16 protein-coding genes are annotated in these 18,665 nt (G+C 70.1%); 13 read left to right on the forward strand and 3 right to left on the reverse strand.

The genetic code is table 11. The features are described 5' to 3' along the window. The 3 genes from I73_RS00630 to I73_RS00640 all read left to right on the forward strand — a co-directional run. A partial coding sequence (locus tag I73_RS00630; RefSeq protein ID WP_026096139.1) for a methyl-accepting chemotaxis protein occupies positions 1–1,372 on the forward strand: 1,372 nt, incomplete at its 5' end. Between the two features lie 55 nt (positions 1,373–1,427). Then, positions 1,428–7,586, forward strand: coding sequence for an Hpt domain-containing protein (locus I73_RS00635; protein ID WP_022978848.1), 6,159 nt, complete (start codon positions 1,428–1,430; stop codon positions 7,584–7,586). A 69-nt stretch (positions 7,587–7,655) separates the two neighbouring features. Further along, positions 7,656–8,684, forward strand: a complete 1,029-nt coding sequence (locus I73_RS00640) for a GGDEF domain-containing protein (RefSeq protein ID WP_022978849.1) — start codon at positions 7,656–7,658, stop codon at positions 8,682–8,684. Between the two features lie 15 nt (positions 8,685–8,699). Here the strand turns inward: I73_RS00640 and I73_RS00645 are convergent, their stop codons facing one another. Continuing rightward, complete coding sequence (locus tag I73_RS00645; protein WP_022978850.1) at positions 8,700–10,199, reverse strand: deoxyribodipyrimidine photo-lyase; 1,500 nt, start codon at positions 10,197–10,199, stop codon at positions 8,700–8,702. Between the two features lie 58 nt (positions 10,200–10,257). Between I73_RS00645 and I73_RS00650 the strand changes: the two genes are divergently transcribed. Genes I73_RS00650 through I73_RS00675 form a run of 6 tightly spaced genes read left to right on the forward strand, consistent with a single transcriptional unit; the run spans position 10,258 to position 14,776 of the window. Continuing rightward, positions 10,258–10,839, forward strand: a complete 582-nt coding sequence (locus I73_RS00650; RefSeq protein WP_026096140.1) for a YqgE/AlgH family protein — start codon at positions 10,258–10,260, stop codon at positions 10,837–10,839. Next, complete coding sequence (gene ruvX / locus I73_RS00655; protein ID WP_022978852.1) at positions 10,836–11,243, forward strand: Holliday junction resolvase RuvX; 408 nt, start codon at positions 10,836–10,838, stop codon at positions 11,241–11,243. Before I73_RS00650 ends, ruvX begins: the two co-directional genes overlap by 4 nt. Then, positions 11,240–11,743 (forward strand): bifunctional pyr operon transcriptional regulator/uracil phosphoribosyltransferase PyrR, encoded by a 504-nt coding sequence (gene pyrR / locus I73_RS00660; RefSeq protein WP_022978853.1) that lies wholly within the window; start codon positions 11,240–11,242, stop codon positions 11,741–11,743. The genes ruvX and pyrR overlap by 4 nt, the downstream gene beginning before the upstream one ends. Continuing rightward, on the forward strand, positions 11,744–12,706 hold the full coding sequence (locus I73_RS00665; RefSeq protein ID WP_022978854.1) for an aspartate carbamoyltransferase catalytic subunit: 963 nt from the start codon (positions 11,744–11,746) through the stop codon (positions 12,704–12,706). Next, positions 12,703–14,010 carry a dihydroorotase gene (locus I73_RS00670; protein ID WP_022978855.1) on the forward strand — a complete coding sequence of 436 codons (1,308 nt, stop codon included), beginning with the start codon at positions 12,703–12,705 and terminating at the stop codon, positions 14,008–14,010. The genes I73_RS00665 and I73_RS00670 overlap by 4 nt, the downstream gene beginning before the upstream one ends. Positions 14,011–14,023: 13 nt before the next feature. Further along, positions 14,024–14,776, forward strand: coding sequence for a 1-acyl-sn-glycerol-3-phosphate acyltransferase (locus tag I73_RS00675; protein ID WP_306304218.1), 753 nt, complete (start codon positions 14,024–14,026; stop codon positions 14,774–14,776). 20 nt (positions 14,777–14,796) lie between these two features. On the opposite strand, the gene gpmA is transcribed toward I73_RS00675, so the two are convergent. Continuing rightward, positions 14,797–15,540 carry a 2,3-diphosphoglycerate-dependent phosphoglycerate mutase gene (gene gpmA, locus I73_RS00680; protein WP_022978857.1) on the reverse strand — a complete coding sequence of 248 codons (744 nt, stop codon included), beginning with the start codon at positions 15,538–15,540 and terminating at the stop codon, positions 14,797–14,799. Between the two features lie 109 nt (positions 15,541–15,649). On the opposite strand from gpmA, the gene I73_RS00685 reads away from it, so the two are divergent. The 4 genes from I73_RS00685 (at position 15,650) to I73_RS00700 (ending at position 18,008) form a co-directional block, all read left to right on the forward strand. Further along, positions 15,650–16,081, forward strand: a complete 432-nt coding sequence (locus tag I73_RS00685) for a rhodanese-like domain-containing protein (RefSeq protein ID WP_022978858.1) — start codon at positions 15,650–15,652, stop codon at positions 16,079–16,081. Positions 16,082–16,186: 105 nt separating this feature from the next. Then, a complete protein-coding gene (grxC, locus tag I73_RS00690; protein WP_022978859.1) occupies positions 16,187–16,447 on the forward strand; it encodes a glutaredoxin 3 in 261 nt (86 codons plus the stop codon). Positions 16,448–16,544: 97 nt separating this feature from the next. After that, positions 16,545–16,991: a protein-export chaperone SecB gene (gene secB / locus I73_RS00695; RefSeq protein WP_022978860.1), complete on the forward strand. Its 447-nt coding sequence runs from the start codon at positions 16,545–16,547 to the stop codon at positions 16,989–16,991. Positions 16,992–17,015: 24 nt separating this feature from the next. Beyond that, positions 17,016–18,008 carry an NAD(P)H-dependent glycerol-3-phosphate dehydrogenase gene (locus tag I73_RS00700; RefSeq protein WP_022978861.1) on the forward strand — a complete coding sequence of 331 codons (993 nt, stop codon included), beginning with the start codon at positions 17,016–17,018 and terminating at the stop codon, positions 18,006–18,008. A gap of 25 nt (positions 18,009–18,033) precedes the next feature. On the opposite strand, the gene I73_RS00705 is transcribed toward I73_RS00700, so the two are convergent. After that, complete coding sequence (locus tag I73_RS00705) at positions 18,034–18,504, reverse strand: tRNA (cytidine(34)-2'-O)-methyltransferase (RefSeq protein ID WP_022978862.1); 471 nt, start codon at positions 18,502–18,504, stop codon at positions 18,034–18,036. Positions 18,505–18,665 lie beyond the last annotated feature (161 nt).

Raw genomic sequence — 18,665 nt, forward strand, 5'->3', positions numbered from 1 at the left:
CCTGCCCGGCACCAAGGACGCCGCCACCCGCGAGCGCCTGAGGCAGCTCATTTCGCAGTACGAAGAGACCCGAGCCCAGGCCACGGCCATTCTGGGCAACCTGCAGGGCCTGGTGGCCGCGCGTGAAGCCCAGAACGCCATCGTGGCGGACTCCGAGCCCCTGCGCAAGGGACTGGAGCAGGTGCAGCGCAGCCTGGAAAGCGGTGGCGGCCTGGGGGTGGGCTATCTGATGGCGCTGCTGGCCTCGGCGGCCGCGATCCTGGCCGGCGGTGCCGGCCTGCTGCGGCTGTATGTGCGCAACCAGGCCCTGCGGGCCCAGCAGGCGGAAGCCCAGCGTCTGGCGGCCGAGGACCAGGAGCGCGAAGCCAAGCGCGTGAACGACGCCAACCAGGCGGCCATTCTGCGGCTGATGAACGAACTGCAGACGGTGGCCGAGGGTGATCTGACCCAGCAGGCCACCGTGACCGAAGACATCACCGGCGCCATCGCCGACTCGGTGAACTACACGGTGGAAGAGCTGCGCTCTCTGGTGGCCCAGGTGCAGGGCACGGCGGCCCGGGTGACGGAGACCACGCAGCAGGTGGAGCAGACCTCCACCGAACTGCTGGCGGCGTCCACCGAGCAGCTGCGCGAGATTCGGGAAACCGGTGAATCGGTGCTGCAGATGGCCGTGCGCATCAACCAGGTGTCGGCACAGGCCCAGCAGACCGCCGCGGTGGCCCGTCAATCCCTGGAGGCCGCGGACTCGGGCCGCAAGGCGGTGGCCGACACCATCGACGGCATGAACACCCTGCGCGAGCAGATCCAGGAAACCTCCAAGCGCATCAAGCGGCTGGGCGAATCCTCGCAGGAGATTGGCGAAATCACCGAGCTGATTTCCGACATTACCGAACAGACCAACGTGCTGGCACTGAATGCCGCCATCCAGGCGGCCTCCGCCGGTGAAGCCGGCCGGGGCTTCTCGGTGGTGGCCGAAGAAGTGCAGCGGCTGGCCGAACGCTCGGCCGATGCGACGCGCCAGATCGCGGCCCTGGTGAAGACCATTCAGACCGACACCCAGGACGCCGTGGCCGCCATGGAGCAGTCGACCCAGGGCGTGGTGCAGAACGCGCAGCTGTCCGACGCGGCCGGTGCGGCCCTGGTCGAGATCGATCGCGTGACGCGCGAACTGTCCGAGCTGATTGACGGCATCTCGAACGAAGCCCGCAGCGAAGCCGAGTCCGCCAACGTGGTGGCGGCCAACATCCAGCACATTTTTGCCGTGACCGAGCAGACCGGGGAGGGCACGCGCTCGACCGCACAAATGGTTCATGACCTGTCGCGATCTGCCGATGAACTGCGTCAAACGGTGGACCGTTTCAAGATTGCCTGACCTTGCAGCAGGCAGCACGGCAGCCTGAGGGACGACAAAGGAACCCGGCACGACCATGGATTCAACTCACGATCAAGAACTGCCGGGAGACCTGAGCGCACTCGCCTGGGTTCAGGATGAACTGCGCAGGACGCTCGACAACGCGCACAAGTCCCTGCGTCGCCAGCTGCGTCACCAGGAGTTGCAGCCGGCCGAGGTGCCCGCGCCCTCGTCGCACCCGGCACTGCAGCAGGCCCGCAATCTGATCCACCAGGGCGTGGGTGCCCTGGAGCTGATCGGGCAGGTCAGCGCGGCGCGAGTGTTGCGCGCCAGCGAGCAGGTCGTCCAGCGCATCGACCTCGGTGAACTGGCCTGCGAGGCGGCGACGGTCGAAGCGATTGAAAAGGCATCCTTCGCGGTGCTGGATTTTCTCGGCCGGCAACTGGCCGGGCGGGCCCCCTCCGAGTTGGGTCTGTTCCCGCAGTACCGTGAGGTCATGACCCTGGCCGGTGCGGAGCGCATCCACCCTTCCGACCTCTGGGAGGCTTTGCCTGCGCTGCCGCCGGCCGCCCCGGCGGCCGTGTCTGCGCCCGATCCGCGCGTGCGCCAGGCGGTCGAAGCCCGTCTGCTGAAGTATCTGCGGGGCGACGTGGCGGCGGCCCGCCGCATGAGCGATGCCTTCGCCCAGCTGGGCGAGCGCACCGAGGGGCGCCTGGGCCTGGCCTGGCGCCTGGCGTCGGGCTTCTTCGAGGCCCAGGCCCAAGGCCTGCTGCCGCCCGATCTGCTGGCCAAGCGTCTGGCCTCGCGCCTGCTGGTGCAGCTGCGGGCGGTCGAGCGGGGCGTGCAGGACTGCCCGGACCGCCTGTTGCAGGATCTGCTGTTCTTCTGCGCCCGTGCCCGCCGTGACGAGGCCCATGCGCCGCGTCTGTCGGAAGTGGCGCGCCTGTGCGCGCTGCCCGCCCTGGACAGTGCCGACTACGAGCACAGCCCGCTGGGCCGCTACGACCCGGCCCTGGTGCCGCAGGCTCGGCGCCGTGTGGCGGCGCTCAAGGAAAGCTGGTCCCTGGTGGCTGCCGGTGAACTGGCTTCGCTGGCCAGCCTGCACGAACAGACGGCCCAGGTGGGCGAGTCGATCCGCCAGATCTACCAGGACGGCGAGCGGCTGGCCCAGGCCCTGCAGGCCGCCACCGAGAGCGCCGCGCAGGCCGGGCGCGGCCCCTCGCCCGAGCTGGCGATGGAGGTGGCCACCACGCTGCTGTGCCTGGATGCCTCGCTGGACGAGGCCGATCCCGAGCACCCCGATCTGCAGGACCGCATCCAGCAGGTGGCGCAGCGTCTGGAGGTGGTGACGGCCGGGGGCGCGGCGCCGCCGCTGGAGCCCTGGGTCGAGGCCCTGTACCGCGATGTGTCGGACCGCCAGTCCATGGGCAGCGTGGTGCAGGAGCTGCGCGCCACCCTGGCCGAGATCGAGCAGCAGCTCGACCGTTTCAACCGCAACGCGGACGAGCGCGAGGCGCTCACGCCGGTGCCCAACCAGTTCAACGCCATGCGTGGCGTGCTCTCGGTGCTGGGGCTGGACCAGGCCGCGCAGGCCGTGCAGCGCATGCGCGACGATGTGGCCGCCGTGCTGGCCCAGGACGCCGATGCCTCCCGCGCGACCGACCAACTGGCCGACAACCTGGGCGCCTTGTCCTTCCTGATCGACATGCTGGGCGTGCAACCCCAGCTGGCCAAGGCCCTGTTCCGTTTCGATCCCGCCACGGGCCGTTTTGCCGCCTTGATGGGGCGGGCCAAGACGGCCGCCAAGCCGGTGGAAGTGGAGCCCGCTCTGCTGGACCAGGTGCAGACCTTGGCCCGCAGTGCCGAGCAGGAAGAGGTGTCCACCGAAGATCTGCACCGTCACCTGGAAGGCCTGGCCGACCAGGCCGTGGCGGCCGATCAGCCGGAGGTGGCCCAGGTGGTGAGCCAGGCCCGTGAAGCCCTGGCCCAGGCCCAGGACACCCAGGCCGAGGAGGCGGCGCGGGCCGATGTGGTCCAGGCGCTGGCCGCCCTGGCCACGCCGCCGGCCCCCCCGGCCGCGATGCCTGCGCCGACGCCCATGGGCGACGACGATGACGACATGCGCGAGATCTTCCTGGAGGAAGCGCGCGAGGTGCTCGAGCAGGCCCGGGAAGGCCTGGCGGGCCTGCGTGCCGATGCCACCGATCTCGAGGCCATGACCACGGTGCGGCGTGCCTTCCACACCCTCAAGGGCAGTTCCCGCATGGTGGGCCTCACCGCCTTCGGCGAGGCCGCCTGGTCCTGCGAGCAGCTCTACAACGCCCGTCTGGCCGAGGCGGCGGTGCGGGCCGACGAGCCGCTGTGCGAATTCACCGGACGGGCGCTGGACCAGTTGGAGGATTGGATCGGTCGCGTGGCCGATGGGCAGGATGAGGCTCCCCAGGGCCCGGCCTTGATGGCCGAGGCGCAGGCCTTGCGTCTGGGCGGGCGCGAGGCGCCCGTGGAGGCCCTGTCTGTGGTGGTGCCGGCCACGGAATCGGTTGAGATGCCGGAGACCCCGGAGATGCCCGAGGTGTCCGACGTGGTCGATCCCTCGGTCGCCTGGGCGGCGGCCACCATGCCTCTGCCGGTGCTGGACGAGACCCTGAGCCCCGCGCCAGTGGCGGAGGCGGATCCGCATCTGATCGACCTGGATCTGGACCTGGACGCCGGCGTGGAGGCGCAGCCCGCCGCGACCGATCTGGACCTGAACCTGGATCTGGACCTCAGCCTGGATGCCCTGGCGCCGGCCGCGCCCGCCGAGGCCGCCCCGGAGCGGCTGTCTCTGCTGGAGCTGCCTGCGGACCTGCGGGATGTGGTGGCCACAGGCGAGGTGGACGAGCCCCCCACCACGGCCGAGCCGCCGCCGGACCTGGCCGGTGGGCTGCGTCCGTCCTGGTCGGACACGCAGTTGGACGAAGCATCCACGTCCGCGGTGGTGCCGGCCGCACCCCGCGAAGAACCCATCCTGCTCGAGGCCTGGGTGTCGGAGGAACTGCACGAGCGCGTGAATGGCGCCCATGGCCTGCACGAGGAGCCGGTGGTGTCAGAGGCGGCTCAGCCATCGCAGGAGGCCACGACTGAGGCGACCGCGGCGCCGGAGGACGACGCCGAACGCTACAAGGTGGTGGGGCCGCTGCGCATCCAGATCGCGCTGTTCAACATCTACCTCAACGAGGCCGATGAGCAGTCGCGTCGCTTGAGCACCGAGCTGTCGGAATGGCAGCTGGAGCTGGACCGCCCGGTCGGAGAGACCGCGGTCGCCCTGGCCCATTCCCTGGCCGGCAATTCGGCCACCGTGGGCTTCCAGGATCTTTCCAGCCTGGCTCGTCGGCTGGAGCATGCGCTGGAGCGTTCGCAGGCCCGGGGCCGTGGCGAGGCGGGTGAGGCCACGCTCTACCTGGCCGTGGCCGAAGAGATCCGTCGCCTGTTGCACCAGTTCGCCGCCGGCTTCCTCAAGCCGGTCCAGCCCGAGATCCTTGAACAGCTGAGTGCGCACGAACACGATGAGGTTCAGCTGACCGAGCGTCTGGCGGCACTGAGCGACGCGTTCTCCTCAGCCGAGGGCGAGGTCGGTGCGACGGGCCTGGCCGACGAGGACGTCGACCGCTCGGTGACGTCTTTTGCCGCACTCAGTCCCCTGGGCGAGGTGAAGTTCTCCGCGCTGGAAGATGCCGAACCGGTGGCCGGGACCACTGCCGTGCCGGTGCGTGCCCAGGCCGCGGGTACCGCCACCCTGCTGGGCGAACACATCGAGGCCTCCGATGCGATCGACGCCGAGCTTTTCGGCATCTTCGTCGACGAAGGGGCCGAGCTGCTGCCGCAGCTGGCCGAGCACCTGCGCCTGTGGGAGGCTCAGCCTGATCAGATGAACGCCGGCGTGGCGGCCATGCGGGCTCTGCACACCTTCAAGGGCGGGGCGCGTCTGGCGGGCGCCATGCGGCTGGGCGAGATGGCGCACCGACTTGAGACCGCGATCGAACGCCACATGGCGCGCGGTCAGGTGGAGACCGGCGCGATCAGCCAGCTCTACCAGGGGGTGGACCAACTGGCCGAGGAGTTCGCGCGGCTGCAAGCCGGAGGCTTCGAGGCCCTGCCCGAGCCGGCGGCTTCGGCCACACCGTTGGCGGCGCTGGAGCCTGCGCTGGAGCCGCTCGAAACGGACAACCTGGTGCAGGCTTTGGCGGCCGCGCCGGACGCCGACGAGGTGTCGTCATCGCCCGTGGCCGACGAGGCCGATGCGCCCGTGGTGCCCGATGTCCGGGTGGACTGGTCGCGCCTGGCCCAGGGCTTGGGCGCCGCGGGCCATGCCCCGGTCGATCCGGGCTCGGCGGCCGAACTGGCCGCCGGCAGCGTGCGCGTGCGTGCACCGCTGCTGGACCGCATGGTCAGCCATGCCGGTGAGGTGGGCATCGCCCGTGCCCGCATGGAGGCCGACGTCGGCCAGATGCAGGGCAGCCTGCGCGAACTGACCGACAACCTGGAGCGTCTGCGCCGCCAGCTGCGCGACCTGGAACTGCAGGCCGAAACCCAGATGGCCACCCGCATCGAGGCGGCGCGCAGTTCGCAGCAGTCCTTCGATCCGCTCGAAATGGACCGTTTCACCCGGGTGCAGGAACTCACGCGGATGATGGCCGAGTCGGTGTCCGACGTGGGCACCGTGCAGCGCAGCCTCTTGCAGACCCTGCAGGACGCGGAAGACCAGCTGGCCATGCAGGCCCGGCTGGCGCGTGACCTGCAGGACGACCTGTTGCGAGCCCGGATGGTGGAATTCGACACCCTGTCGGACCGCCTCTACCGTGTGGTCCGCCAGGCCGCCAAGGAGACGGGCAAGCAGGTGCGCCTGAACCTCTCCGGCGGCGGGATCGAAATGGACCGGGCGGTGCTGGACCGCATCGCGCCACCGCTGGAGCACCTGCTGCGCAACGCCGTTGTGCACGGCATCGAGCCGGCCGGGCTGCGCGAGGCCCTGGGCAAGCCGGCCGTGGGCGGCATCGACGTGGTGGTGCGCCAGAGCGGCAACGAAGTGCAGCTCGATGTGCGTGACGACGGCGCTGGCCTGAACCTGGCCCGCATTGCCGAGCGGGCGACCGCCGCCGGCCTGCTGAACGCCGACAGCCGTCCCACCGAGGCCGAACTGGCGTCGCTGATCTTCGCGCCGGGCTTTTCCACGGCCGACGAGGTGACCGAACTGGCCGGCCGCGGTGTGGGCATGGACGTGGTCCGGACCGAGGTGACCGCCATGGGCGGCCGCATCGAGACCGCCAGCACCTCCGGGCAGGGCACCGCCTTCCGCATGCTGCTGCCCCTGACCACCGCGGTCACGCAGGTGGTGCTGTTGCAGGCTGGCCAGCAGACCATGGCGGTGCCTTCCACCCTGGTGGAAACCGTTCGCCGGGTGCCGGCCGCCGATATCGAGCAGGCCTATGCCCAGGGCGTTCTGCGCCATGGCGAGGAGGATCTGCCCTTCTTCTGGCTCGGCTCGCTGCTGCAGGATGCCCTGCGTGGTCCGACTGAAGGACGCACGCTGCCGGTGGTGGTGGTGCGAAGCGCCGACCAGCGCGTGGCCATCCACGTCAGCCAGATCCTGGGCAACCAGGAAGTGGTGGTGAAGAACCTGGGGCCGCAGCTGTCCCGGTTGCCCGGTCTGGCCGGCATGTCGGTGCGGGCCAGCGGCGAGACGGTGCTGATCTACAACCCGGTGGCCCTGGTCGCGGTGTACGGCGCCGAGGTGCGCGCCCAGCTCCAGGCTGCCGCGCAGGGCACGGGGCCGGAGGTGCCGGTGCCGACGGCCCAGCCGGTGGAGCCCGAGGTCAAGGCGCCTCTGGTGCTGGTGGTGGACGATTCCCTCACGGTGCGTCGTGTGACCCAGCGCCTGCTGCAGCGCGAAGGCTACCGCGTGGCCCTGGCCAAGGATGGCCTGGAAGCCCTGGAGCGCCTGGCCGAAGAGACGCCGGTGGTCATGCTGTGCGACATCGAGATGCCGCGCATGGACGGCTTCGATCTGATGCGCAATGTGCGTGGCGATGTGCGGCTGGCCTCGCTGCCGGTGATCATGATCACCTCGCGCATTGCCGAGAAGCATCAGGAACACGCCCGCGAGCTGGGCGTCAACCACTACCTGGGCAAGCCCTACGACGAAGACCAGTTGCTCAAGCTGGTGCAGGGGTATGCACAGGCCGCGGTGGTGGTCTGACATGGTGGGTGGCGTGGTCCGGCCCCACAGCGCGATGTTCGCGTCCGTGGCCGGCCTGCCGGCCGTGTCATGACGCAGCTGCTGGAGCAGTTGGCGGCCCTCACCGGTCTGCGTGACCGGGATGCGCTGGACGCCGGTCTGGTGGCCGCCGTGGCCGATCTGACCCGCGCCCGCCGGGTGGCCGTGCACCGCGTGGTGGGCGACGAGGGCGCGAAGCGCTGGCTCACCCGGGCACAGCGGGGTGAGGCGTCGATCGTGCCGGCCCTGGTGCCCTTGTGGACCGACAGCGGCGATCAGCCGGCCCTGGATGAGCAACCCGCCTGGCGGGACTGCCTGCTCACCGGACGTCCCCGCGTCTGGCGGGCCAGTGACAGCCTCAGCCTCTTTCCCCTGCCCGGGCAGGCAGGGCAGGGCGGGGTGGTCGAGGTGGTGACCGAGCGGCCTCCCACACCGGCTCAGCTGCGCGGCATCAATGCGGTGCTGGCGGTGGTGCGCAACCAACTGGGCCTGCTGGACTACAGCGAGCGCGACACCCTCACCGGCCTGCTCAACCGCAAGAGCTTCGACGAATCCTTCTACAAGGCGGCCATCCAGCCGGTGCAAGACCTGCTGCCCGATGGCCAGGCCGAACGCCGACAGACCACGTCCCCGCGCTACTGGCTGGCGGTGCTCGACATCGACCACTTCAAGCTGGTCAACGACAACTTCGGCCATGTCATCGGCGACGAGGTGCTGCTGATCGTTTCCCAGCTGATGTGCAGCAGCTTCCGCTATTACGACCAGCTCTACCGCTTCGGGGGCGAGGAGTTCGTGGTGCTGCTGCGCTGCGCCACCGAGGAAGATGCTTTCCTGGCCTTCGATCGCTTCCGTTCCCGGGTGGCGACACACAACTTCCCGCAGGTTCAACGACTCACCTTGAGCATCGGGTTCACCGACGTGCGGCCTGGCGACACCCCGGTGGCGGCGGTGGAACGTGCGGATCGCGCGGTTTACTACGCCAAGAACCACGGCCGCGACCAGGTGCGCTGCCTGGAGACCCTGATCCGCCAGGGTCAGCTGACCGACGACGACAAGTCCAGCGAGGTGGAGTTCTTCTAGCCTGTCGCCGTGGCCTCAAGGGCCAGGTTGGGCGCGCTGCTTCACCACCGCATAGCGCGCCAGGGTGTGCTGTCGGGCTTGCGCGTGGTCCACGATGGGCAGCGGATAGTCGGCGTCCAGCCGCAGTCCGGCTTCGGCCAGCTCCAGCGGCCGGGCCTGCCAGGGGGCATGGATGGCGCCGGCGGGCAGTGCGGCCAGCTCGGGCACGTAGCGCCGGATGAACTTGCCCTCGGGGTCGAACTTCTCGCTCTGGGTCACCGGGTTGAAGATGCGGAACCAGGGCTGGGCGTCACAGCCCGTGGAGGCAGCCCACTGCCAGCCGCCGTTGTTGGCGGCCAGGTCGAAGTCGTTCAGATGCAGGGCGAACCAGGCTTCGCCGCGCCGCCAGTCGATGCCCAGGTCCTTGACCAGGAAGCTGGCGGTGACCATGCGCAGCCGGTTGTGCATGTAGCCTGTCTGGGCCAGCTGGCGCATCGCGGCGTCCACCAGCGGGTAGCCGGTGCGGCCCTGGCACCAGGCCTCGAAGTGCGCGTCGGCCGTCTTGCCATGGGCCCAGTGGATGGCCTCGTACTCCGGGCGGAAGGCGTGGCCCACCACATGCGGGTGGTGGTGCAGGATCTGGTGGTAGAAATCGCGCCAGACCAGCTCCGAGAGCCAGACCTCGGCGCCGCGTGAGCCGCCCGCCAGGCGCTGCCAGGCCTCGCGGGCCAGACGCCGGATGGACACGGTGCCGAAGCGCAGGTGGGTGCTCAGGTAGCTGGGGCCCTTGACGGCCGGGAAGTCGCGGCTGCGGTCGTAGGCGTCGATGCGCTCCAGGAAATCGGCCAGCAGTTCCTGCGCGCCGGCCGAGCCGGAGGGCAGGCGCAGGCGGTGCAGGTCGGTGCGCTGGAAGTCGATGTCCTGCAGCTCAGGCACCCCGGTGGCCGGCCCCAGCGTCGCTTCGGGCCATGGGGCCAGGGCGCCGGCATGGCGTGCCACCGGATAGGCCTTCAGGTAGAAGGGCGTCAGCTTTTTCAGCCAGGCGTTCTTGTAGGGGGTGAAGACCGAGAACGGCGTGCCGCCAGCGGTCATCACCTCGTCGCGCTCGAAGACCACATGGTCCTTGCTGGTGTAGAGGGACACGTCCTCACCGGCCAGCGCGCCGCGCACCGCGGCGTCCCGGGCCAGGGCGGCCGGCTCATCGTCGTGGTTGGCATAGACGGCCTGCACGCCCAGGCTGCGGGCCGTGGCCGCCACCACCTGGCGGGCCGGGCCGTGGCGCACCAGCAGCCGCACCCCCTCCACGCCATGGGACAGGCCCAGGGTCTGCAGCTGGTGGTCCAGGTCCACCAGGCTGTCGCGGATGAACTCCACCCGCCGGTCCTGGCGGGGCAGGGGGGCGAGGATCTCGGTGTCGAAGACGAAGAGGCAGAACACCTGTCGGGCGGCTCGGCAGGCCGCGTACAGGGCGGCATGGTCCTCGGCGCGCAGATCGCGCCGGAACCAGACCAGGGCACGGTCGAATCGGGTCGTCATGGCGTGAGTGTCGCGGCATTTGCCCGACCGGGGGGAGCGCTGAAATAGAATGCGCGCCATGGCGGCGGACGGCATCAACCTCACCAATCAGTTCCTGATCGCGATGCCGGGCATGGCGGACGAACGCTTTGCCGGCTCCGTGGTCTACCTGTGTGAACACAACGACCAGGGCGCCCTGGGCCTGGTGGTGAACAAGCCGGTGGACATCAACCTGGGCGAGCTGTTCGACAAGATCGACCTGACCCTGGGCGACACCGCCCTGGCCGAGCAGCCGGTGTACTTCGGCGGTCCGGTGCAGACCGAGCGTGGTTTCGTGCTGCACGATGCCGGCCCGGACGACGAAGGGCCGATCTACAGCTCCACCCTGAACGTGCCCGATGGCCTGGCCATGACCACCAGCAAGGATGTGCTGGAGGCCATCGCCCGTGGCGACGGCCCCAGGCGCGTGCTGGTCACCCTGGGCTACAGCGGCTGGGGGGCCGGCCAGCTGGAGGACGAACTGGGCCGCAACGGCTGGCTGACCGTCCCGGCCGATCCGGCCATCATCTTCGACACCCCGGTGGACGAGCGCTACATGAAGGCGCTGGCCCTGCTGGGCTTCGATCCGCGCATGCTCTCGCAGGAAGCGGGGCACGCATGAGCGCTGGTGGCGGGTCCACCTCGTCGTTCCTGGCGTTTGATTTTGGCGAGAAGCGGGTGGGCGTGGCCACCGGCTCGGGGCTGATGCGCCAGGGGCAGCCGCTGCGCACCGTGGCCGCTCAGGGCGACGCCCGGTTTGCCGCCATTGCCGCGCTGATTGCGCAATGGCAACCTGATGCGCTGGTGGTGGGCGTACCGTTCCACCCCGATGGCGCCGAGCATGAAAACACCCGTCGGGCGCGCAAGTTCGCGCGCCAGCTGCACGGGCGTTTCCGCCTGCCCGTCCACGAGGTGGATGAGCGCTACACCACCACCGAGGCCCTGTCCGCGGGCGCCGCCGATGCCGACGCCGCGTCCGCCGCCCTCATCCTCGACCAATTCTTCCGGGAGCACCCCAGCCCATGAGCAGCCTGTCCCTCGATGCCGAGGCCCTGTACGTCGAATTGCGCCAGGGCGTCAAAAGCCTGTTGAAGCCCGAGCTGTCCCTGGTGGGCATCTGGTCGGGCGGGGCCTGGCTGGCCGAGCGCCTGCAGGTCGATCTGGGTCTGGCCGGCGAGCATGGTGTGATCTCCAGCACCCTGCACCGCGATGACTTCGGCGCCCGCGGCCTGGCCAGCACGGCCGATGCCACCCACCTGCCCTTCGCCATCGACGGCCGCCACATCCTGCTGATCGACGACGTGCTCTACACCGGCCGCACCATCCGCGCCGTCATCAACGAGCTGTTCGACTTCGGCCGGCCGGCCAGCGTGCAGCTGGCGGTGCTGGTGGACCGGGGTGGGCGCGAGCTGCCCATCCAGCCGGCCTTCGCCGCCGCCCGCGTGACGCTGCCGGCGGCCCAGCGCCTGTCGCTGGCGCGCACCGACGGCAGCGCCTTCACCTTCACCCTCCAAGAGGAGCACTGAATGCTCTCCAAGCGCAATCCGCAGCTCAACCAGCACGGTGAGCTGATCCACCTGCTGACCACCGAGGGCCTGCCCCGCGACGTCATCCACCACATCCTGGACACCGCGGGCACCTTCCTGTCGGTCAATGACCGGGAGGTGAAGAAGGTGCCGCTGCTGCGCGGCAAGAGCGTGTTCAACCTGTTCTTCGAGAACAGCACCCGCACCCGCACCACCTTCGAGATCGCGGCCAAGCGCCTGTCGGCCGACGTGGTCAACCTGGACATCGCCAAGTCCAGCACCGCCAAGGGCGAGACCCTGCTGGACACGGTGGCCAACCTCTCGGCCATGCACGCCGACATGTTCGTGGTGCGCCACAGCGAATCGGGCGCACCCTACCTGATCGCCCAGCACTGCGCGCCGCATGTGCACGTGGTCAATGCCGGTGACGGCCGCCATGCCCACCCCACCCAGGGGCTCCTGGACATGTACACGATCCGCCACTTCAAGAAGGACTTCACGCAGCTGAGCGTGGCCATCGTCGGCGACATCGTCCACTCGCGCGTGGCCCGCTCGGACATCCACGCCCTGACCACGCTGGGCGTGCCGGACATCCGCGCCGTCGGCCCCAAGACCCTGGTGCCCGGCGACCTGGCCGGCATGGGCGTGCGGGTCTGCCGCGACCTGGCCGAAGGCATCCGTGGCGCCGACGTGATCATCATGCTGCGCCTGCAGAACGAGCGCATGAGCGGCGCGATGCTGCCCAGCGCCGGCGAGTATTTCAAGACCTACGGCTTGACCGACGAGAAGCTGGCCCTGGCCAAACCCGATGCCATCGTGATGCACCCGGGCCCGATCAACCGCGGCGTCGAGATCGACTCGCCGGTGGCCGATGGCACCCACAGCGTGATCCTGCCCCAGGTCACCTTCGGCATCGCCGTGCGCATGGCGGTGATGTCCATCATCGCGGGGAACGAAGCATGAAAGTCCTGATCCGCAACGGCCGCGTGGTGAACCCGGCCACCGGCCGCGACGAGCGCGCCGACATCGCCGTGGCCTCGGGCCGCATCCGCAGCATCGGCAACATTGCCGCCGACTTCACGCCCGAGCGCATCATCGAGGCCGAGGGCTGCGTGGTCTCGCCCGGTCTGGTGGACCTGTCGGCCCGCCTGCGCGAGCCCGGCCATGAGCACGAGGGCATGCTGGAGAGCGAGCTCAATGCCGCGGCCGCCGGCGGCGTGACCAGCCTGGTCTGCCCGCCCGACACCGACCCGGCCCTGGACGAGCCCGGCCTGGTGGACATGCTGAAGTTCCGCGCCCGCAAGCTCAGCCTGTGCCGGCTCTTCCCGCTGGGCGCGCTCACCCGCGGCCTGGCCGGTGAAGCGCTGACCGAGATGGTCGAGCTGACCGAGTCGGGCTGCGTGGGCTTCTCCCAGGCCGAGACCCCGATCCGCGACACCCAGGTGCTGTTGCGGGCGCTGCAGTACGCCTCCACCCACGGCTACCCGGTGTGGCTGCGGCCGCAGGACGCCAGCCTGGGCAAGGGCGTGGCCGCCAGCGGCGCCGTGGCCACCCGGCTGGGCCTGTCGGGCGTGCCGGTGGCTGCCGAGACGATCGCGCTGCACACCCTGTTCGAGCTGGTGCGCGCCACCGGGGCCCGGGTGCACCTGTGCCGCCTGTCCAGCGCGGCCGGCGTGGCCCTGGTGCGCCAGGCCAAGGCCGAGGGCCTGCCCATCACCGCCGACGTCAGCATCCATTCGCTGCACCTGACCGACGTGGACATCGGCTACTTCAATTCGGCCATGCGCCTGAGCCCGCCGCTGCGCCAGCAGGCCGACCGCGACGCGCTGCGCGCCGGCCTGGCCGATGGCACCCTCGACGCCCTGGTGTCGGACCACACGCCGGTGGATTCGGATGCCAAGACCGTGCCCTTTGCGGAGGCCGAGCCCGGTGGCACCGGCCTGGAGCTGCTGCTGAGCCTGGCGCTCAAGTGGGGCCAGGACAGCGGCCTGTCGCTGGCCGACACGCTGGCACGCATCACCAGCAAGCCGGTGCAGGTGCTGGGCGAGTCGCTGGGTTCGCTGGCCGGCAGCGCCGGGCAGATCGTCGAGGGCGGTGTGGCCGACCTCTGCGTCTTCGACCCCGCGGCCGTCTGGCAGGTGAGCCCGGCCGTGCTCAAGAGCCGTGGCAAGTCCACGCCTTTCGACTTCAGCCACTGCGGCATGGCGCTGCCGGGCCAGGTGCGTGCCACGCTGGTGGCGGGCACCGTGGCCTACCAGGCACGCTGAGCCCGTGTTGGGGGTGTTGTTGCGCCTGCCGCTGGCGCTCTGGCGTCTGGGGCGGCTGGCGCTGCATTTGCTGCATGGCATGGCCATGGTGGCCCTGCGCTTCCGCCATCTGGATGCGACGGGCCGCCAACCGTACATGCAGTGGTGGAGTGGCAAGCTGATCCGCCTGATCGGTGCCCGGCTGGAGTTGCAGGGCACGCCGCGGCCCGGCGCCACGCTGTTCATCGCCAACCATGTGTCCTGGCTGGACATTGCCAGCATCCATGCGGGCTGCCCGCAGGCGCGTTTCGTCTCCAAGGCGGATGTGCTGCGCTGGCCGCTGCTGGGCTGGCTGATCCGCCATGTGGGCACGCTGTTCATCGAGCGCGAGCGCAAGCGCGACGCGCTGCGGGTGGTGCACCAGATGGCCGAGGCCCTGCGCCAGGGCGATTCGGTGGCGGTGTTCCCGGAAGGCACCACCGGGCCCGGGCCGCAGGTGCTGCCCTTCCATGCCAACCTGTTGCAGGCGGCCATCGCGGTGGAGGCGCCGGTCCAGCCCATCGTGCTGCGCTACAGCGAGCCAGGGCAGGTCTTCGGCACGGCGGCGCAGTACATCGGCGACACCACGCTGATCGGCAGCATCTGGAAGATCATCAGCGCCCGCGGGCTGGTGGTGCATGTGCACTTCCTGCCCGCCCAGGCCACGGCCCATGCCGATCGGCGGGCGCTGGGAGAGTTCCTGCAGACCCTGCTGCAGGCGGAGCTGGATCAGGCCGCAGCGGCCTGATCGCAGGCTTCAACGGTCGCTCAGGCCTTGCCCTGGCTGGCCACGGCCGCGGCGGCCTTGGCCACCGCCTCGGCGTCGCCCAGGTAGTAGTGGCGGATCGGCTTGAGGTTGTCGTCCAGCTCATAGACCAGCGGCACGCCGTTGGGGATGTTCAGGCCGACGATGTCCTGGTCGCTGATGCCGTCCAGGTACTTCACCAGGGCGCGGATGGAGTTGCCGTGCGCCGAGATGATCACGCGCTGGCCGCTCTTGATGGCCGGGGCCAGCACCTCGTTCCAGCAGGGCATCACGCGGGCCACGGTGTCCTTCAGGCATTCGGTCAGCGGCACCTGTTCGGGCTGCAGCTTGGCGTAGCGGGTGTCCTGGCGCTGGCCGCGGGGATCGTCGGCTTCCAGGGCGGGCGGTGGGGTGTCGTAGCTGCGACGCCAGATCAGCACCTGCTCGTCGCCGTACTGCTTGGCCATGTCGGCCTTGTTCAGACCCTGCAGGCCGCCGTAGTGGCGTTCGTTCAGGCGCCAGTCCTTCACCACCGGCAGCCAGATGCGGTCCATCTCCTCCAGGCAGTAGTTCAGGGTGTGGATCGCGCGCTTGAGCACCGAGGTATAGGCGATGTCGAAGTCGTAGCCCTCGGCCTTGAGCAGCTTGCCCGCGGCCATGGCCTGGGAGATGCCGGTGGGGGTCAGCTCCACATCGGTCCAGCCGGTGAAGCGGTTTTCCAGGTTCCAGGTCGATTCGCCGTGGCGGATCAGGACAAGCTTGTGCATGGCTTTCGAGATCGGTTGCGGCTGCCCGCGGCAGCCAGGGTGGGAAAAGGGCGCGAAGCCCTCGATTCTATAATTCGCGGCCTTTCACTCCCCCTTGGAATTCCGCCCCATGAGCAGCAACGTCCAATTCCTGATCGACAACTGGGTGCTGGTTGCGGCCGCGGTGGTCTCCGGCACGCTGTTGCTGCGCCAGTCGCTGGCCGGGGGCACGGGCCAGGGCATCAGCCCGGACGAGGCGGTGCGCCTGATGAACCGCGAAAAGGCGGCGGTGATCGACGTCTGCGAACCCGACGAATTCGCCGCCGGCCATGTGATCGGCTCGCGCAGCATCCCGCTGGCCACGCTGGGCAGCGCCCCGAACCTGCCGGCCAACAAGGAGCTGCCGCTGATCGTGGTTTGCGCCTCGGGCGTGCGGGCCACCCGTGCGGCAGCCCAGCTGCGCAAGCAGGGCTACGCCCAGGCCCAGGTGCTGCGCGGCGGCATGAAGGCCTGGCGCGAGGCCGGCCTGCCGGTCGAAATCGGCGCCAAGGGCAAGGCCTGAACAGCCCCCGGCCGAGGTACCCGTCGGGGTAAGACCTTGCGGCTGCAGGCTTTTGTGCCGCTGTCCACAATGGCGACCCTGATCCAGTGATTTTGCGAGCCCGCCATGAACAAGGTGCTGATGTACACCACCCAGGTCTGCCCCTACTGCCTGCGCGCCAAGGCCCTGCTCAAGCAGCGCGGCGTCGAGGCGATCGAGGAGGTCCGGGTGGACCTGGACCCGGCCCAGCGCGACACCATGATGGAGCGCACCGGCCGCCGCACCGTGCCGCAGATTTTCATCGGCGACACCCATGTGGGCGGCTGCGATGACCTGATGGCGCTGGACCAGCGCGGCGGCCTGATGCCCCTGCTGCAAGGGGCCTGAGCCGGGTCACGGGGGCGCCACGCCCCTGCGCCATAATCGGCGGCCTCACGGCCCGCCCACCATGCCGGTGGCGGGCCCGGTTTTTTGAAAGCAAGCCATGGCCGACCAAGATCAGAACCCCGTGTTCCAGCTGCAGCGCGTCTACCTGAAGGACCTGTCGCTGGAGCAGCCGAACTCTCCGCAGATCCTGCTGGAGCAGCAGCAGCCCCAGGTCGACATCCAGCTGAACATGGGTGCCGAACCGATCGCCGACGGCGTCTTCGAGGTGACCGTGACGGCCACCGTCACCACCACGGTGGGCGATCGCACCCTGTTCCTGGTGGAAGCCAAACAGGCCGGCATCTTCGAGATCCGCAATGTGCCGCAAGACCAGCTGCAGCTGCTGGTGGGCGTGGCCTGCCCGCAGACCCTGCACCCCTACCTGCGCGCCATCGTCTCCGACGTGTGCATCCGCGCCGGCTTCCCGCCCATCCTGCTGCCGGAAGTGAACTTCCAGGCCATGCTGGAGGCGCAGCAGGCGCAAGGTCAGGGCGCGCCCAACTGAGTCTGAATGCCGGCTGAGGCCAGGATGCAGATCTCCGTGTTGGGTGCCGGTGCCTGGGGCACCGCGCTGGCCATTGCCGCGGCGCGCCACCATGCGGTGACGCTGTGGGCGCGCGACCCCGCCCAGGCCCAGGCCCTGTCGGTCGACCGGGCCAACACCCGTTACCTGCCCGACCGTCCCTTCCCGGACACCCTGGTGGCCACGGCCGACTGGTCGGCCGCGGTGGACCATGCGCAGGGAGACGGTCTTTTCGTGGTGGCGACGCCGATGGCGGCCCTGCGTGACACGCTGGCCCGCCTGCCGCACGACGCCCGCGTGCTGTGGCTGTGCAAGGGCTTCGAGGCCGGCACCGGCCTGCTGGGCCACCAGATCGCCCGCGAGCTGCTGCCCAAGGCGCAGTGCGGCGTGCTCTCGGGCCCCAGCTTCGCCCAGGAAGTGGCCGCCGGCCAGCCCACCGCGCTGGTGGCCGCCAGCGCCGATGTCGGGCTCACCCGCCTGGCGGTGCAGGCCTTCCATGGCGGTTCACTGCGCGTCTACATGTCCACCGACCCGGTGGGCGTGGAGGTGGGCGGTGCGGTCAAGAACGTGCTGGCCATTGCCACCGGCATTGCCGACGGCATGGCCCTGGGCCTCAATGCCCGTGCGGCCCTGATCACCCGCGGCCTGGCCGAGATGAGCCGCCTGGGCGTGGCCATGGGCGCCCAGGGTGAGACCTTCATGGGCCTGACCGGCCTGGGGGATCTGGTGCTGACCGCCACCGGCGATCTCTCGCGCAACCGGCAGGTGGGGCTGGCGCTGGCCGAAGGCCTGACGCTGGAGCAGGCCCTGGCCCGCCTGGGCCATGTGGCCGAAGGGGTCTACAGCGCCGCCACCGTGGTGGCGCGGGCCCGCGCGCTGGGGGTGGAGATGCCGCTGGCCGAGGCCGTCAACGAGGTGCTGCAGGGCCGGCTGACACCGCTGGATGCGGTGCAGCGCCTGATGCACCGCGACGCTCGCATGGAGGCGGAGGGCCTCTGAGCCCGGCTCCAGGGACTTTCTCGGCTCAGGCGGCGCCTTCGAAGCCGCACTGGCGCCAGGCCTCGAACACCGCCACCGCCACCGCATTGCTCAGGTTCAGGCTGCGCTGGCCCGGCCGCATCGGCAGCCGCAGCCGCTGCGCGGGTGCGAAGCTTTCGCGCAGGGCCACCGGCAGACCGGCCGTTTCCTGGCCGAAGACCAGCGTGTCGCCCGCCTGCCAGCGCACCTCGTGCGGGCGACGGGTGCCGTGCGTGGTGAAGGCGAAGCAGCGGGTCGGATCGGGCTGCTCCGCAGCCAGAAAGGCCTCCCAGGAGGCATGCCGCTGCACCGGGGCGTACTCGTGGTAATCCAGCCCGGCGCGGCGCAGCAGCCGGTCCTCCATGTCGAAGCCCAACGGCTCGATCAGGTGCAGGGCGCAGCCGGTGTTGGCCGCCAGGCGGATCACGTTGCCGGTGTTGGGCGGGATCTCGGGGTGGACGAGCACGATGCGGAACATCGGCGCATTGTCGCCGCTGCCGCGCCGTCGCTCAGGCCGCAGGCCCGTCGTGCGACAAGGGCGACGGGGTGCGGGCCAGCACCCAGGCGCTGACCTCGGGGGCGCCCGGCCGCAGCAGCAGCTCGGCCGTGGTGGCCAGGTTGGCACCGGTGGTCATCACA

Source organism: Ideonella sp. B508-1 (assembly GCF_000333615.1).
In the GTDB taxonomy this organism is placed as follows: Bacteria; Pseudomonadota; Gammaproteobacteria; order Burkholderiales; family Burkholderiaceae_C; genus Ideonella.

Bases quoted from the DNA above. Each gene is read 5' to 3' on its own strand.
- secB (WP_022978860.1), top strand. From the start codon at position 16,545: ATGGCCGACCAAGATCAGAACCCCGTGTTCCAGCTGCAGCGCGTCTAC.
- I73_RS00665 (WP_022978854.1), top strand. From the start codon at position 11,744: ATGCTCTCCAAGCGCAATCCGCAGCTCAACCAGCACGGTGAGCTGATC.
- I73_RS00700 (WP_022978861.1), top strand. From the start codon at position 17,016: ATGCAGATCTCCGTGTTGGGTGCCGGTGCCTGGGGCACCGCGCTGGCC.
- I73_RS00635 (WP_022978848.1), top strand. From the start codon at position 1,428: ATGGATTCAACTCACGATCAAGAACTGCCGGGAGACCTGAGCGCACTC.
- I73_RS00645 (WP_022978850.1), bottom strand. From the start codon at position 10,199: ATGACGACCCGATTCGACCGTGCCCTGGTCTGGTTCCGGCGCGATCTG.
- gpmA (WP_022978857.1), bottom strand. From the start codon at position 15,540: ATGCACAAGCTTGTCCTGATCCGCCACGGCGAATCGACCTGGAACCTG.
- ruvX (WP_022978852.1), top strand. From the start codon at position 10,836: ATGAGCGCTGGTGGCGGGTCCACCTCGTCGTTCCTGGCGTTTGATTTT.
- grxC (WP_022978859.1), top strand. From the start codon at position 16,187: ATGAACAAGGTGCTGATGTACACCACCCAGGTCTGCCCCTACTGCCTG.
- pyrR (WP_022978853.1), top strand. From the start codon at position 11,240: ATGAGCAGCCTGTCCCTCGATGCCGAGGCCCTGTACGTCGAATTGCGC.
- I73_RS00670 (WP_022978855.1), top strand. From the start codon at position 12,703: ATGAAAGTCCTGATCCGCAACGGCCGCGTGGTGAACCCGGCCACCGGC.
- I73_RS00650 (WP_026096140.1), top strand. From the start codon at position 10,258: ATGGCGGCGGACGGCATCAACCTCACCAATCAGTTCCTGATCGCGATG.
- I73_RS00685 (WP_022978858.1), top strand. From the start codon at position 15,650: ATGAGCAGCAACGTCCAATTCCTGATCGACAACTGGGTGCTGGTTGCG.
- I73_RS00640 (WP_022978849.1), top strand. From the start codon at position 7,656: ATGACGCAGCTGCTGGAGCAGTTGGCGGCCCTCACCGGTCTGCGTGAC.
- I73_RS00705 (WP_022978862.1), bottom strand. From the start codon at position 18,504: ATGTTCCGCATCGTGCTCGTCCACCCCGAGATCCCGCCCAACACCGGC.